The organism is Pseudomonas sp. NPDC077186, from assembly GCF_044543505.1.
GTDB lineage: Bacteria > Pseudomonadota > Gammaproteobacteria > Pseudomonadales > Pseudomonadaceae > Aquipseudomonas.
The window spans coordinates 46100-61148 of record NZ_JBITWE010000003.1; the positions used below are offsets into that span (position 1 = coordinate 46100).

11 protein-coding genes and 1 pseudogene are annotated in these 15049 nt (G+C 66.8%); 3 read left to right on the forward strand and 9 right to left on the reverse strand.

Going from position 1 to position 15049, the window contains the following annotated elements:
- Window positions 1–10: 10 nt before the first annotated feature.
- Window positions 11–1641, forward strand: a pseudogene (locus tag ACIGKL_RS12180) (VRR-NUC domain-containing protein).
- Complete coding sequence (locus ACIGKL_RS12185; RefSeq protein WP_397486904.1) at window positions 1638–3947, forward strand: ATP-dependent DNA helicase; 2310 nt, start codon at window positions 1638–1640, stop codon at window positions 3945–3947. Before ACIGKL_RS12180 ends, ACIGKL_RS12185 begins: the two are co-directional and overlap by 4 nt.
- Before the next feature lie 11 nt (window positions 3948–3958).
- Here ACIGKL_RS12185 and ACIGKL_RS12190 read toward each other — a convergent pair whose 3' ends face one another.
- The 8 genes from ACIGKL_RS12190 to ACIGKL_RS12225 all read right to left on the reverse strand — a co-directional run bounded on the left by ACIGKL_RS12190 (window position 3959) and on the right by ACIGKL_RS12225 (window position 12558).
- Entirely contained in the window at window positions 3959–4417 is a 459-nt protein-coding gene (locus tag ACIGKL_RS12190; protein ID WP_397486905.1) for a phage infection protein, read from the reverse strand.
- 340 nt (window positions 4418–4757) lie between these two features.
- Window positions 4758–5255 carry a hypothetical protein gene (locus tag ACIGKL_RS12195; RefSeq protein ID WP_397486906.1) on the reverse strand — a complete coding sequence of 166 codons (498 nt, stop codon included), beginning with the start codon at window positions 5253–5255 and terminating at the stop codon, window positions 4758–4760.
- Window positions 5256–5335: 80 nt separating this feature from the next.
- A complete protein-coding gene (locus tag ACIGKL_RS12200; protein ID WP_397486907.1) occupies window positions 5336–6268 on the reverse strand; it encodes a hypothetical protein in 933 nt (310 codons plus the stop codon).
- A complete protein-coding gene (locus ACIGKL_RS12205; protein WP_397486908.1) occupies window positions 6265–6837 on the reverse strand; it encodes a DUF6932 family protein in 573 nt (190 codons plus the stop codon). The genes ACIGKL_RS12200 and ACIGKL_RS12205 overlap by 4 nt, the downstream gene beginning before the upstream one ends.
- 295 nt (window positions 6838–7132) lie before the next feature.
- The gene (gene creC, locus ACIGKL_RS12210; protein ID WP_397486909.1) at window positions 7133–8557 is read right to left on the reverse strand and encodes a two-component system sensor histidine kinase CreC; all 1425 of its coding nucleotides are present in this window, start codon (window positions 8555–8557) and stop codon (window positions 7133–7135) included.
- Window positions 8558–8560: 3 nt separating this feature from the next.
- Window positions 8561–9247 carry a two-component system response regulator CreB gene (gene creB / locus ACIGKL_RS12215; protein WP_397486910.1) on the reverse strand — a complete coding sequence of 229 codons (687 nt, stop codon included), beginning with the start codon at window positions 9245–9247 and terminating at the stop codon, window positions 8561–8563.
- Between the two features lie 497 nt (window positions 9248–9744).
- Window positions 9745–11775 carry a methyl-accepting chemotaxis protein gene (locus ACIGKL_RS12220; protein ID WP_397486911.1) on the reverse strand — a complete coding sequence of 677 codons (2031 nt, stop codon included), beginning with the start codon at window positions 11773–11775 and terminating at the stop codon, window positions 9745–9747.
- Window positions 11776–12093: 318 nt separating this feature from the next.
- Entirely contained in the window at window positions 12094–12558 is a 465-nt protein-coding gene (locus tag ACIGKL_RS12225) for an ATP-dependent zinc protease (RefSeq protein ID WP_397487463.1), read from the reverse strand.
- Between the two features lie 213 nt (window positions 12559–12771).
- Between ACIGKL_RS12225 and ACIGKL_RS12230 the strand changes: the two genes are divergently transcribed.
- On the forward strand, window positions 12772–13662 hold the full coding sequence (locus ACIGKL_RS12230) for an acyltransferase (RefSeq protein ID WP_397486912.1): 891 nt from the start codon (window positions 12772–12774) through the stop codon (window positions 13660–13662).
- Between the two features lie 128 nt (window positions 13663–13790).
- On the opposite strand, the gene fdhA is transcribed toward ACIGKL_RS12230, so the two are convergent.
- Window positions 13791–14990 carry a formaldehyde dehydrogenase, glutathione-independent gene (fdhA, locus tag ACIGKL_RS12235; RefSeq protein WP_397486913.1) on the reverse strand — a complete coding sequence of 400 codons (1200 nt, stop codon included), beginning with the start codon at window positions 14988–14990 and terminating at the stop codon, window positions 13791–13793.
- Window positions 14991–15049 lie beyond the last annotated feature (59 nt).

A 15049-nucleotide genomic window follows, 5' to 3' on the forward strand; every position in this document is an offset into this window, starting at 1 on the left:
GCAGCGCGCCATGCCCGCCCTCGACGCCCCCGAACTCTATTACCTGGCCAACTTCCGCAAGGCCCTCGACTGGCTCGACGCCCATCACCGCGAGCTGATGGACGAGGCCGAGCAGACCTTCGTCGCGACCTTCGCCCAACTGCCGCTGCCGGCCCAGGCGCTGCTGGTGCGCCTGGTGATGCGCAAGGGCGTGCACTTTCGCGCGAGCAAGCTCAGTTATGCCGAGATCGGCGATATCGCGGCAGCGGCCGCGCCGCTATTGGCGCAGGGCTGGCTGATCGACGACGCCGCGCTGGACTTCGACGAACTCGGCGCCCTGCTGCTCAAGGACGAGCTGGCCGCGCATTTCGCCGCCGACCTCCCGGGCGGCGCGCGGAAGAAGAGCGAGCTGCTCGAGCACCTGCGCGAGCTGCACAGCGAGCCGCGCAGCCTGGCCGACTGGTGCCCGCGCCTGGAAGACCGTCTGCTGAGCCTGGCCATCGGGCCGCTGTGCGACCGCCTGCGCCTGATGTTCTTCGGCAACCTGGCGCAGGACTGGTCGGAATTCGTCCTCGCCGACCTAGGCATCTTCCGCTACGAGCAGGTGCCGATCACCCCGGGCTCGCGCGGCTTCCGCAGCCGCCAGGATGTGGACCACTACCTGCACCTGCGCGCCTGCCGCGACGCCTTCGACGCGGGTATGACGGTAACCGAGGTGCTGCAACTGCTCGGTGATTTTTCCAGCGACAACCCGCATATCGGCGAGCGCCACCAGCGTCTGCTGCTGCGCCTGGCCCAGCAGCTGGAACGCGCCGGCGAGCTGGAGTCGGCGCTGGCGCTGTACCGCGACTGCGCCGCGCTCGGCTCACGGCAGCGGCAGATCCGCGTGCTGGAGCGCCTGGGCCGCGACGCCGAGGCCCTGGTTTTGGCTGAACAGGTCATCGCTGCGCCGCACAACGGCGAGGAGGCGCAACTGGCCGAGCGGGCGCGCACCCGCCTGTGCAAGCGTCTCGCCCTGCCGGCCCCGGCCAAGGCGGCGAAGCCGGTCGAGGAGCGCGTCGAGCTGCGCCTGCCGCGCGCCGCCAGCGTCGAGCTGGCCGTGGCGCGCACCTGGCCGAGCCCGAGGCGCCGGTGCACTACGTGGAGAACACGCTGATCTGCGGGCTGTTCGGCCTGCTCTGCTGGGAGGCGATCTTCGCCCCGCTGCCCGGCGCCTTCTTCCACCCCTTCCATACCGACCCGGTAGACCTGCACCGCGCCGACTTCCACGCCCGGCGCAGCGAGCTGTTCGCCGCCTGCCTGGCGCGCCTGGACGACGGCAGCTACGTCGAGGCCATGCGCCGCACCCATGCCGAGAAGTTCGGCATCCAGTCGCCCTTCGTATTCTGGGAGCTGCTCGACGCCGAGCGCCTGGAGCAGGCGCTGGCCTGCCTGCCGCCGGCGCACCTGGCGGCCTGGTTCCGCCGCCTGCTCGCCGATATCCGCGAGAACCGCGCCGGCATGCCCGACCTGATCCAGTTCTGGCCGGGCGAAGGGCGCTACCGGATGATCGAGGTCAAGGGCCCCGGCGACCGCCTGCAGGACAACCAGAAGCGTTGGCTGGCGTTCTGCGCCGAGCACGGCATGCCGGTCAGCGTCTGCTACGTGGAGTGGAGCGATTGAGCCTGCGCATCGCCGTGCGCGAGCTGTGCGAGTTCACCGCCAAGGAGGGCGACCTCGACCTGCGATTCACCCCCTCGCCCACCGCCGCCGAAGGCATCGCCGGGCACGCCACGGTGGTCGCCAGGCGCGGCCCCGACTATATGTCCGAGTTGGCCGTAAGCGGCGAGTTCGAGGAACTGTGGGTCAGCGGCCGCATCGACGGCTTCGACCCGCAGTTTCGCCTGCTGGAAGAGATCAAGACCCACCGCGGCGACGTCGCGCGCATTCCGGCCAACCATCGCCTGCTGCACTGGGCGCAGGTCAAGGTCTACGGCTGGCTGCTGTGCCAGGCGCTGCAGCTCGATGAGCTGGACCTGGCGGTGGTGTACTTCAACATCATCAGCCAGAAGGAAACGGTGTTTCGCGAGCGCCATAGCGCCGAGGCATTGCGCCAGTTCTTCGAGTTGCAATGCCGCCGCTATATCCACTGGGCGCGCCAGGAACAGGCCCATCGCCTGGCGCGCGACGCGGCGCTGACGGCCCTGCGCTTCCCCTACGACGAGTTTCGCCATGGCCAGCGGCAGCTGGCCGAGGCCGTGTACCGCGCCGCGCGCGACGGCCACCATCTGCTGGCGCAGGCCACCACCGGCATCGGCAAGACCCTCGGCACCCTGTTCCCGCAGCTCAAGGCCATGCCCGGCCAGCAGCTCGACCGCCTGTTCTTCCTCAGCGCCAAGACCCCGGGGCGGCGCCTGGCGCTGGATGCCCTGCAGCGCCTGCGGGGGCCCGAGACGCCGCTGCGGGTGCTGGAACACGTGGCCCGCGACAAGGCCTGCGAACATCCGGACAAGGCCTGCCATGGCGACTCCTGCCCGCTGGCCAGGGGCTTCTACGACCGCCTGCCGGCGGCGCGCAGCGCGGCGCTGAAGGAACGCTGGCTGGATCAGCAGACCGTGCGCGCCATCGCCCTCGCCCACGGCATCTGCCCCTACTACCTGAGCCAGGAGCTGTGCCGCTGGAGCGACGTGGTGGTGGGCGACTACAACTACTACTTCGACCTCGGCGCCCTGCTGCACAGCCTGACCCTGGTCAACCAGTGGCGCGTCTGCCTGCTGGTGGACGAGGCGCACAACCTGGTCGAACGCGGGCGCGGCATGTATAGCGCCGAGCTGGATCAGGCGCGCTTCAAGGCCATGTGCCGTGAGGCGCCGAAGCGCCTGAAAAGTGTGCTGGAGCGGGTCGACCGCCACTGGAACCAGCTGCACCGCGAGCAGCAGCTGCCCTACCAGGTCTATCCGCTGGCGCCGGACCTGCTGCTGGCCGCGTTGGGCAAGGCGGTCAGCGCCATCACCGATCTGCTCACCGACCAGCCCGAGGGCAATGCCGGCGAGCTGCTCAGCTTTTATCTCGACGCCATGCTGTTCTGCCGCCTGGCGGAAAGCTTCGGCCCGCACTCGCTGTTCGATATCAGCCGCGTCGAGGCTGGCAACGGCCGCAGCTACTCGACCCTGTGCATCCGCAACGTGCTGCCGGCACCCTTCCTCGGCCCGCGCTTCGAGGACGCGCACAGCGCCACGCTGTTCTCCGCCACCCTCAGCCCCAGCCACTACTACCTCGACCTGCTCGGCCTGCCCGAAGAGACCCAGTGCCTGGACGTCGACTCGCCCTTCAGCGCCGAGCAGTTGCAGGTGCGCGCGGTGCGCAACCTGTCGACCCGCTACCGCGACCGCGAGGCCTCGCTGGCGCCGATCTGCCGGCTGATCGCCCGCCAGTACGGCGAACGCCCCGGCAACTACCTGGCCTTCTTCAGCAGCTACCAGTACCTGCAACAGGTGCTGGAACTGCTGGCCCGCGAGCATCCCGAGATTCCCGTGTGGGTGCAGTCGCGGCAGATGGACGAGGCGGCGCGCCAGGGTTTTCTCGAGCGTTTCCAGGTCGGCGGGCGCGGCATCGGCTTCGCCGTGCTCGGCGGGGTATTCGGCGAAGGCGTCGACCTGCCCGGCGAACGCCTGATCGGCGCCTTCGTCGCCACCCTCGGCCTGGCCCAAGTCAACCCGATCAACGAGGAAATCCGCCAGCGCATGCACGCGCTGTTCGGCAACGGTTACGACTACACCTATCTCTACCCCGGCCTGCAGAAGGTGGTGCAGGCCGCCGGCCGAGTGATCCGCACCACCGAGGACGAAGGCGTGCTCTACCTGATCGACGACCGCTTCGCCCGCCCGCAAGTGCGCGACCTGCTGCCGAGCTGGTGGCAAGTCGAGGCCATGCGCCTGCCGGCGGAAACGACGAAGGCGCCCGAGCGGGCGCCTTCAGTCGAAACCTGAGCGAGGCGGCATCAGCCGATACGGCTGGCGCCGACGCGATCCGCGCCATCGGCGGCGACACGATTGGCACCGACGCGATCCGCACCGTCGGCGGCGACACGATTGGCACCGACACGATCCGCACCATCGGCGGCGATACGATTGGCACCGACGCGATCCGCACCGTCGGCGGCGATACGATTGGCACCGACACGATCCGCGCCATCGGCGGCGATACGATTGGCACCGACGCGATCCGCACCATCGGCGGCGATGCGATTCACACCGACGCGATCCGCACCATCGGCGGCAATGCGATTCACACCGACGCGATCCGCACCATCGGCGGCGATGCGATTGACGCCTACGCGGTCGGCGCCGCCTTCGGCCACCAGCGGCGCAGCGCCGGATTGAACGGAAGACTGCGGCAAGGCGAAGGCACTGGCGGACAGGGCGGCGATAACGAGGCTGGCGAGGATGTGCTTTTTCATGGTCGGGCTCCGGGGCGGGCTGGAAGGTGGCTACGGAACCTATGCTACTCGCACGAATTTGATAAAAAAGCGCAAATAAACAATCTAAACAATCGAATCAGTAGATACAAATCTGAAACAAAACCCCGCTCCAAGGTTTCAGTCAGGTAATTCGACGGGCGGGAAGCGCAGGGCCAGGCCGTTGCTCGCCGTGCGGCTAGCAGGCTGTTGAAAAACTACCTGCGTTGCCATTGCGGCGTTAAAAACAGGCTCAAAATGCTCATTTACAACTCGTAAACTGCGCTTTTTCGCCTGTTTTTGCCTTGCACTGGCTGCCTCGCCTACGTTTTTCAACGGCCTGCTAGACGCGGCTGCCCGGGGTGCGGCGAGCGTGCTTCTGCTGCAGGATCAACGAGGCTTCGTTGTAGGCCGTCTGGAAGGCGTCGCTGCCGATCCATTCCACCGCCGCGTCCTCGTCCTCATCGTGGAAGATCCCGCGATAGACGATCAGCAGGCCCATCATAAAGTCGGTGGCCGCATCTTCCGCCTCCTCGGCGACCACCAGCTCCAGCACCGGGTATTGCAGGAACACCAGACACAGCGCCAGCAGGCTGATGCCCTCGCCGACCCGCATCGCCTGGAACAGGTCGTCGAAGTCCGCCGGGTCGAAACCGTTCTCCTCGATGTCCTTGAAGTCGAAGGTGCTCAGGTCGATGGCGACATCGTCGAACGGCTCGTCGATCAGCGGGTTGGCCAGCAGCGGATGCACCACATTGGCCTTGGGCTTGCCCATGCGGTTCTGCTTGGCCTTGGCTTTGGCCCGCTGGGCACGCTTTTTCTGTTTATCCGGGGAGGCCATGGCGGCGGGTTCCTTGTTCGAGACAGCCATATGCATGGCCCAGGTTGATCGGGGGCACTAATCCGGCACAGGACTGGTGGCTAGTCTCCTGAAGCCAATGGCTGTAGCGCATCAAGTGACAGCAACGTGAAGCGCGGTCGTCCTTGCCCTACCTGGATAACGTTCAACTTAATCCGGACTGGCTTGTGCAACCATTCGCGGTTGAGCAGATCAGGATCCTCAACAGCCGTATCGACCTTCCCTTTCAGAACCCCGGCCTGATCGCCCAATTTGAACTCGAAGGTTCTACTGGCGGGCAATACACCCTGGAACTCGCCCCGATATTCCTCCTCGGTTTCGTGGATATTGTCTTCCTGCAAGCGTGTGGCAGACAGCTTGAGCTGGTTCATATCCTGAAAGCGAAAATACTGGTTCTTGAACTCAAGACCACACCAGGCGTCCTGTTGCAGCAGATAGCCCAGAAAATCGGCGACCTTGCGCACTGCCCGTGGATGAATCTCCTCGACCAGTTCGGCAACTTCATCATCCGTGCCCTGGGCGGCTTGACGCATCAGTGCCTGAATTTTCCCCAGCGCATCCTCTGCCTTGCTCGGCTCGGGAAACAGGTCGTGGTCTTGCGGTTTGGGTAGCTCGAACTCGAAACCGAACGAGCCTATGGCCGTTCCGGTAATCAGCAGCTGATTTTTGCTTTTGTCCGGAATGGGCCCCATATAACGCAAACTCTCGCCGATGCCGGCCGCCACAGCCGCCACCGCATCGGAAAAGGCACCAGCGGCCTTGCCGGCAAAATCCGCAGCAATGCCATGGCTACCTAGCACCGGCCGGCCACGGAAGGTCAACCGAGCCTTATGTATCAAGAGATCGGAAGCAATCCCCTCGATCATCTGCTGCGCAGAAGCTAGGCGCGCCTCAAGGCCCATGCGCTCAAGCACGTTCTCCCGGGGAATCTCCGCCAACAGCGCTTGCAGTTGATCGATCTCGCCAGCGATAGCCAAGTATTCGTCGTAACTCATGACGTGGCCCCTCCGCTCTGTACCAGTTCAAGGATACGCCTTGCCGCCTGATCTTCCTCTGGTGCCAGATCCACCTGCACAAACCCCTTCCATACGCCATTACGCCGGTGCGACCACATGCTGTACCAATAGGAAATCTGCTGCACATGGTGCGGCTCGGTGGGCTGACCGAGGATGCAGGGGTAGGCATCCAGTTGATAGGTTCCCTTGGTCTGCTCAGGGATAAACAGGTGTGCGGCCTTGGATGCCAAACTGGACTGGGTTTCATTGGCTGGGAGATGGAAGAAGGTCACCACATCCATATCCCGCGGCGGGCGGGACTCCAGCACCTCCACATGCTCCATAAAGCTACCATCCAGCCACTGGAAACCATGGACAATCCCCAAGGCATGCAAAGCAGCTCGATAGTCCAGCAACCCCTGAAGGATAGATACGCGCTGTGCGGAGCCGGAAAAACCTTCGACCACCTCGACCAAGGCCGCCCGATAAGGTGAGCGGTTCGCGCTATGCCCGGCCTCGCCGGGGTGAATCGGCGGCAATACACCGGACAGGTTCCATGCTGGGATCATCAATTCATCCTTGGGTGATAGAGTTGGGCTTGGCAAGCATAGTTAGGTCACGGCCTGCTTAGCCAGTTCTTCGCTGGCTGTCGGCGGCGTTCCAGCGTTTACTCTTTAGTTCGTTGAGATATTAGTGTTCTTCATGACGGGCCGTCCCATTCGCACCTTGTATGCAGCGTCGCACCGTAAAGACGGTGCGATCGAAAAACTGGGGGCGATTTTGCCAGAGCATGAGTTGTTGGCGGGATAATTCCCTATCGGCGCAACTATATATTCGGGCGAAACCTCGCCAGCATGCTGGCTCCTACCCACTAGGCAGAGTCAGGCACACCTCCACCCCACCCTCGACATTGCCGATATGCAGCTCGCCGCCATGCAGCTCGGCCACTTCCTGGACGAAGTTGAGGCCCAGGCCGGTGCTCTTGCGGCCGCTGCCGGGGCGCGGCAGGGAGTAGAAGCGTTCGGTCAGGCGCGCCAGGGCATAGTCGGGAATCGCCTGGCCCTGGTTGAACAGGCGCAGCCACACCCGCTCGCCCTGGCGCTCGGCGGCGATGCAGATCGTGCCGCCGGGCGGGGTGAAGTCCAGGGCGTTGTCGAGCAGGTTGGCCAGCGCCTGGCGCAGCAGAAAGCGTTCGCCGCGCAGGTTCAGGTGCGCCGGCACGGCCTGCTCGACCCGCAGCTCGGCGGCGAGGATGCGCGCCTGCTGCGCCTGCAGCAGTTCGTCGACCAGCGCCGCCAGCGGCAGCGTCACTCGCTCCTCCAGGCCCTGGCGCTGTTCCACCTGGGCCAGGTGCAGCAGGCGCTCGATCAGTTGCTGCAGGCGCGCGCTTTCCTGCTGGATATTGGCCAAGAAGCGCTGGCGCTGCTCGGCAGGCATGTCGCCGTCGAGCAGTTCGGCGGCGCCGCGGATGGCGGCCAGCGGGCTCTTCAGTTCGTGGGTCAGGGTGTGCACGTAGCGCTCGACGTAGGCCTTGCCCTCCAGTTCGGTGCGCATGCGCTCCACCGCCACGGCCAGTTGGCCCAGCTCGCCGCCACGTACCTGCGGCGCCTCGGCGCGGCGGCCCTCGCTGACCGCCTGGGCGTAGCGGGTCAGCTTGCCCAGCGCCGCGCTGAGCCACCAGGACAGCGCCGCGCCGATCAGCAGGCCGAGGCCGATCAGCCCGGCGCCGAGCCAGCCCAGGCGGGTCTGCGAGCGTTCGATATAGGGCTGCAGGCTGCGGTTGGGCTTGGCCACCGAGACCACGCCGATGATCCGCTCGCCGTCCTTGATCGGCGCCGCCACGTACATCACCGAGGAGTCCGGATCGCTGGGGTCTTCCTTGGTCGAGCGTGCGCCGTACTCGCCACGCAGGGTCAGCAGCACGTCGTTCCAGCGCGAGTAGTCCTGGCCGACCGCCTGGCCGCTGGAGTCGAGCAGGACGATGCCGTTGGCGTCGGTGACGTAGATGCGGTGGTTGACCTCGGCCTTGCTCACGCCCCAGATATTCGCTCCGGGCTGGCGCCGGCCGTAGGCCTCCAACGCCTCGTGCAGCCGGCCCTGGCCCAGGTTGCCGGCCTTGACCTCGTCACGCAGGATCTCCGCCAGCAGGTTGGCGGTGTCGACCAGGGTTTCCTCGGTGCTCTGGCGTACGCCGGGGCGAATCTCGTCCATCACCGTGCTCAGCACGAACCAGCCGGCCAGGCCGACGAAGAGGAAGTAGACGAGGAAAATGCGCACGCCCAAGGGCATGGTTCAGCCCTCCGGATCGCAGCTGTAACCCAGGCCGCGGTGGGTCTGGATCGGCTCGGCGGTGGCCGCCACCGCGCGCAGCTTGGCGCGCAGGCTCTTGATATGGCTGTCGATGGTGCGCTCGTAGCCGGCCTCGCTGGCCACGCCGAGGGCGTCGAGCAGTTGCTCGCGGGAGAACACCCGCCGCGGCTGGGCCAGCAGGGTCTGCAGCAGGCGGAACTCGTGGCGGGTCAGGGCCAGGGGCTGGCCGTGGAAATGGATCTGGTAGCGCGCCAGGTCGAGGTGAAAGGGCCCGGTCGCGACGTTATCCACAGGTGCGGCGGCGCGTGGCGCCATGCGTTTGAGGATGGCCTTGACCCTGGCGGCCACCTCGCGCGGGCTGAACGGCTTGACCACGTAGTCGTCGGCGCCGATCTCCAGACCCACCACGCGGTCGATCTCCTCGCTGCGCGCGGTGAGGAAGATCACCGGCACCTCGGAGAAGCGCCGCAGCCGCTTGCAGGCCTCGAAGCCGCTGATATCCGGCAGGCCGACGTCGAGTATCGCCAGGTCGAAGGCCTGGTGTTCCAGCAATCCCAGTGCCTCGCCGGCCAGCGTCACCCAGCGGGTGGCGAAGCCTTCGGCCTGCAGCGCGTAGACCAGGGTGTCGGCAATCGCGGCTTCGTCTTCGACTATCAGTATCTGCGGCATCGGGCGTCCTGCTCGTGGGCGGTCACGGCCGGCAGACTGCGCCAGCCCGAACAGCCCGTCAAGGCGGTGCAATCGATGCACAGAAACTGGGGATGGCGCTGTGGATAAGCTTGGAGCAGTTGGCGCCGGGCCAGGCGGCGTCTGGCTCGGCGGCGGCTGGCTGATTTCTGTGCGGCAGTGAGTCGTGCGCCAACCGAGCGGTGCGCGCGGCGCACCCTACGAGTGTTCACAAACCCACAGAAGCTGGGGGCCAAGTTGTTGATAACCTTGGAGTAATCCGCTGCAGGCGGCACCAGCCGGGGGCTGCGGGCGATTGTGCGATTTCTGTACGGCGCGGGTGGCGCCGGGTTGATCACAGGTGGTGCGCACGGCGCACCCTAGGGGCCTTGGCTATGCACAGATACTGGGGACGGCGCTGTGGATAAGCTCGGGATGCTCGCCGCTAGGCCCGGCGCCACGGGGGCTGCGCCGGGCTGGCGGTTTTCTGCGCAACGGCGCTAACCGAGCTGGAAACGTCCGGTGTTCTGCGCCAATCCCTCGCTGCCGCGGCGCAGCTGTTCGGCGGCGCTGCTCACCGCCTGGGCGCCGTCGAGCAGCTGGCCGGCGGCCTGGTCGACCTGCTGGATATTGCCGCTGACCTCGTCGGCGGTGGCGGCCTGCTGCTCGGCGGCGGTGGCGATCTGCGCCAGGCGGTCGCTGACCCGCTGCACCGACTCGACTATGGCCTGCAGGTCGTCGCCCATGGCCAGCACGCTGCCGATATCGCCGTCGGCCTGGCTGCAGGCCTCCTCCATCAGGCTCACCGACTGGCCGACCACGCGCTGCAGGTTATCCACCGTCTGGGCGATTTCCTGGGTGGAATCCTGGGTGCGCTTGGACAGCGAGCGCACCTCGTCGGCGACCACGGCGAAACCGCGGCCCTGTTCGCCGGCGCGCGCCGCCTCGATCGCCGCGTTGAGCGCGAGCAGGTTGGTCTGCTCGGCGATGCCCTTGATCACCTCCACCACCCGGTTGATCTGCTGGGTCTGCTCGCGCAGCTGCTGCAGCGCCGCGGCGCTGTCGCCCAGGCGGTTGCTGAGTTGGCGCATGCTGGCGCTGGTGCGTTCGCTGCGCTGGTTGCTGCCCAGCGCCACCTCGCGGGTCTGCTGCGCCTCCACCGCGGCCTGCTCGCAGCTCTGCGCCACGCTCTGCGCGGTGGCCGCCATCTGCGTGGCGGCGGTGGCGATCTGGCTCATCTGCGCCTGCTGCTGCTCCACCGCCTCCAGCGCGTCGCGGGCCTGGCCGCCGAGCAGCTGCACCGTGCCGTCGAGCTGGCGACTCTCGCGGCCGACGCCCTGCAGCGAGTCGCGCAGCTGCGCCACGGCGCTGTTCAGCGCCTCGGCGATGGCGGCCAGGTCGTCGGCGCCGTGCACCTGCATGCGCACGCGCAGGTCGCCGTCGCGCAGGCTCTCGGCGGCCTCGATGATGCCGGCGGTGCTGCGGCGGATCGAGGCGTTGAGGCACAGCAGCACGTACAGCGCCAGCAGGGTGAGCAGGACGAAGGCGCCGATCACCTCGACCATGGTCAGCAGCGCACGCTGGCGATGCTGCCCCAGGCTGGCGGCGAACTGGTCGTAGACCGCCTGCTGCAGCCCCTGCAGCTGCGCCTCCAGGGCCTCGACGCGCTGCACGAACTGCTCGGGGGTGAGCGCCATGGGGCTGGCCTCGAACATGTCGCGGTCGATCTGCGCGAGGAACTGGTCGAAGCCAGCCAGTGCCGCCTCGAAGGGACCACTGAGCTGGCGCATGGCCTGCGGCGCCTCGCGCTGCAGGGTGCTCTGCGCCTTGATCAGCTGCGCGCGCTGCTCGTCGAGGCCGCGGCGCAGGTCGCGGATCAGCACCCGGCTCTGCAGGGTGAAATGCTGCGACACCACCGCGCCATGGCCCTGGGCGGCGAAGCTGCCGAGCTGCTCGAGCAGGCGCGGCAGGATGTAGGTGAGCTGCTCCATCATCAGGTAGGTGGCCAGGCGCGGGTCGAGGATCAGGCCGCTGTCGGTGGCTACCTGCTCGCGCAGGGCGAGCAGGTGCAGCAGGGTCTTCTGGTAACGCTCCAGCGCATCCGGTAACGCCACGCGGGCCAGGGCCTGCGCCTGAAGCCCAGCGCGTTCGCCCTGCAGCGCCTGGAAATGCTCGCGCGCCTGGGCGCCGATCAGCGCGCTCTGCAGTGGCGCGGCAGCCTGCTGCAGGGCCTCGTCGAGCTGCGCCTCGCGCTGACGCAACAGGCCCTCGGCGGCGCTGTCGGTGCCCTTCCAGCGCGCCAGCAGGCTGCGCTGGGCGATCAGCTCGCGCTGCACCAGGGCCATGGACTGCAGCGCCTGCGCGCCTTCCAGCTCGTGGTCGATGGCCTGCAGGCGACCCAGGTAGTCGCTGCCGATCACCCACAGGGCGTAGCCCAGCGGCAGGGCGAACAGCAGGAACACCAGCTGAAACTTGCGCGCAAAGCTGAACCGCTCCAGCAGCCGCACACCCGGTTTGAGTACTCCAGTCATCGCGACACCTCAACGACCTAAAGGGCCTACAGGCCTGGCAAAGAATTGCACATAGCAAAAAGCAGGCCCGACGCTAATTCCGATCAGATGAGGCTGCCAAAGCAGCCGTTCGTAGGAGCCCCGCCCCGGGGCGAAGCTTTTCGAGTCCGCTCCGCCGAGGTTCGCGGCGGGGCGCCGCTCCTACACGTTCGCTGCATCGACGCTCAACTGAGTGGCATTAGGCTCGACGCCCCTTGGGGCAAGGAAGTCGTTACTGGGCGCTCTCGACGAGTGTAATGGCCAATGGGCATCAGCCTTTTCCGAAATGCGACAATTAACTCAGCATTGGGGACGCTCGCGGGTGTAGCGTTCGGCGGGGTTCACCGCCGCGCCGAAATCGCGCAGGGCGCTGGCGCCGATCAGCAGGGGGTAGTTGAAGGTGCTGCGGTCGGTGAGGTTGACCTCGATGGTGCGCTGCTCCTCGCCCAGGCACACCGGCAGCTCGATCACCGGGCGCTGCGAGGCCGCCGCCGTCTTCAGCGGCTGGCCGGCCAGCTCCTCGCTGCGCGCCTTGATCTCGGCGATGCGCACCAGCGGGTGCTCATGGACACGCTCCTCGGCGCCGTCCACCGCCAGGCGAAAGCGCACCCAGTCCTCGCCGTCGCGCTGGAAGCGCTGGATGTCCTTGGCCGACAGCGAGGCGGTCATGGCGCCGGTGTCCAGCTTGGCCTTGAGGGTCTGGCCCAGCTCGGGCAGTTCGATCAGCTCGTAGCGACCGTACAGCGTTGGCTGTTGACTGGCCATGGCCGGCAGGCTGAGCAGCGCGGCCAGCAGGATCGGGGCATGGTTCAAGGTCGATACTCCTGTATGGGGATAGACCGGATTTCCGACCGCCCGCGGCGCCGCCCCGTTCCCCGGGCGGCGTGACAAGGTGTTACCAAGCGGCCCGCCGCCGCCCTTGGAGGCCGCGCCGCGCCTTGCTTATCATGGCCGGCCACCGCCCATCATGGAGTCGATATGCGCCCGCTGCTGACCGGCCTCGCCAACCTCCTGCTGCTGCTCGCCAACACCCTGACCCTGATCGGCCCGCTGCTGCTGATCGCCCTGGCCAAGTTCGTCCTGCCCGGCCAGACGGCGCGCGACGCCTGCTCGCGCGGGGTGATGTGGGTGGCCGAGTTCTGGGCGGAGAACTGCAAGCGCATCTTCGCCCTGACCACCCCGACCCACTGGGACATCCGCGGCAACGCCGAGCTGCGCCGCGACCGCTCCTACCTGGTGATCAGCAACCACCAGTCCTGGGTCGACATCCCGGCGCTGGTGCAGGCGTTCAACCGCAGGACGCCCTACTTCAAGTTTTTCCTCAAGCAGCAGCTGATCTGGGTGCCCTTGCTCGGCCTGGCCTTCTGGGCGCTCGACTACCCCTTTATGAAGCGCTACTCCAAGGCCTTTCTGGAGAAGAATCCGCATATGCAGGGCAAGGACCTGGAGATCACCAAGGCCGCCTGCGAGAAGTTCAAGCGCCTGCCGGTGACCGTGGTCAACTACCTCGAAGGCACCCGCTTCACCCCGGCCAAGCAGGCGCAGCAGGGCTCGCCCTACCAGCATCTGCTCAAGCCCAAGGCCGGCGGCGTGGCCTTCGTCCTCGCCACCCTGGGCGAGCAGATCGACGCGGTGCTGGACGTCACCCTGGTCTATCCGAGCCGCGGCGTGCCGGGCTTCTGGGCGCTGCTCAGCGGCCAGGTGCCGAAGGTCATAGTGGATATCCAAACCCTCAGCCTTGAGCCGGCGCTGTGGCAGGGCGACTACCAGAACGACGGCGAATTTCGCCAGTACCTGCAGGGCTGGGTGACCCAGCTGTGGCAGGACAAGGACGCGCGCATCGCGCAGATTCGCGCCGGGGGCGCGTAACGCCGGAACGAAAAAAGGGAGCCCGCAGGCTCCCGAAAAAAGGCGCGGACCAATGCGCCTGGCCGTAGCACCAACAATCAATTGGGGCAGGCGGGCACGCGGCCCGCCCGCCGTGCAGCGAAGCGCGATCAGGCCGCGCTGAAAGTCTTGTGCGGGTCGATGACGAATTTCTTCGGCACCCCGGCATCGAACTCGCCGTAACCGCGCGGCGCGTCGTCCAGGCTGATGACCTGCACGCCGACCACTTCGGCGATGTTGATGCGATCCCACATGATGGCCTGCATCAGCGCACGGTTGTACTTCATCACCGGGGTCTGGCCGGTGTGGAAGCTGTGCGACTTGGCCCAGCCGAGGCCGAAGCGGATGCTCAGGCTGCCGATCTTGGCCGCCGCGTCCACCGCACCCGGGTCTTCGGTGACGTACAGACCGGGAATACCGATCTTGCCGGCCACGCGGGTGATCTGCATCAGCGAGTTGAGCACCGTGGCCGGGGCCTCGTGCTTGGCGCCTTCGTGGCCATGGCCACGGGCCTCGAAGCCCACGCAGTCGATGGCGCAGTCCACTTCCGGCTCGCCCAGCAGCGCGGCGACCTGCTCGTGCAGCGGGGTGTCCAGCGACAGGTCGGCGATCTCGAAGCCCTGCGCCTTGGCATGCGCCAGACGGGCCGGGTTGAGGTCGCCGACTATGACCACGGCGGCGCCGAGCAGGCGCGCCGAGGCGGCGGCGGCCAGACCGACCGGGCCGGCACCGGCGACGTAGACGGTGCTGCCCGGGCCGACGCCGGCGGTGACGGCGCCGTGGTAGCCGGTCGGCAGGATGTCGGACAGGCAGGTCAGGTCACGGATCTTCTCCATGGCCTTGTCGCGATCCGGCAGTTTGAGCAGGTTGAAGTCGGCGTAGGGCACCAGCACGTACTCGGCCTGGCCGCCGGTCCAGTCGCCCATGTCGACGTAGCCGTAGGCGCCGCCGGCACGCGCCGGGTTGACGGTCAGGCACACGCCGGTGTGCTGTTCCTTGCAGCTGCGGCAGCGGCCGCAGGCGACGTTGAACGGCACCGAAACCAGATCGCCGATCTGCAGACGCTCGACGTCGCGGCCCTTCTCGATCACCTCGCCGGTGATCTCGTGGCCCAGCACCAGGCCGACCTGGGCGGTGGTACGGCCACGCACCATATGCTGGTCGGAGCCGCAGATATTGGTGGAAACGACTTTCAGGATGACCCCGTGCTCGATCTTCTTGCCGCGCGGATCCTGCATTTTCGGGTAGTCGATCTTCTGCACTTCGACCTTACCCGTACCGAGATAAACCACACCACGATTACCAGACATGCGTCACTCTCCTTTGTTGTTGTGGATACAAAGGCGCGACCGACGGCCGCGCGACCTTG

Bases quoted from the DNA above. Each gene is read 5' to 3' on its own strand.
- ACIGKL_RS12190 (WP_397486905.1), bottom strand. From the start codon at position 4,417: ATGAAAAAGCACATCCTCGCCAGCCTCGTTATCGCCGCCCTGTCCGCC.
- ACIGKL_RS12225 (WP_397487463.1), bottom strand. From the start codon at position 12,558: ATGGCCAGTCAACAGCCAACGCTGTACGGTCGCTACGAGCTGATCGAA.
- ACIGKL_RS12200 (WP_397486907.1), bottom strand. From the start codon at position 6,268: ATGAGTTACGACGAATACTTGGCTATCGCTGGCGAGATCGATCAACTG.
- ACIGKL_RS12195 (WP_397486906.1), bottom strand. From the start codon at position 5,255: ATGGCCTCCCCGGATAAACAGAAAAAGCGTGCCCAGCGGGCCAAAGCC.
- ACIGKL_RS12205 (WP_397486908.1), bottom strand. From the start codon at position 6,837: ATGATCCCAGCATGGAACCTGTCCGGTGTATTGCCGCCGATTCACCCC.
- fdhA (WP_397486913.1), bottom strand. From the start codon at position 14,990: ATGTCTGGTAATCGTGGTGTGGTTTATCTCGGTACGGGTAAGGTCGAA.
- creB (WP_397486910.1), bottom strand. From the start codon at position 9,247: ATGCCGCAGATACTGATAGTCGAAGACGAAGCCGCGATTGCCGACACC.
- creC (WP_397486909.1), bottom strand. From the start codon at position 8,557: ATGCCCTTGGGCGTGCGCATTTTCCTCGTCTACTTCCTCTTCGTCGGC.
- ACIGKL_RS12220 (WP_397486911.1), bottom strand. From the start codon at position 11,775: ATGACTGGAGTACTCAAACCGGGTGTGCGGCTGCTGGAGCGGTTCAGC.
- ACIGKL_RS12230 (WP_397486912.1), top strand. From the start codon at position 12,772: ATGCGCCCGCTGCTGACCGGCCTCGCCAACCTCCTGCTGCTGCTCGCC.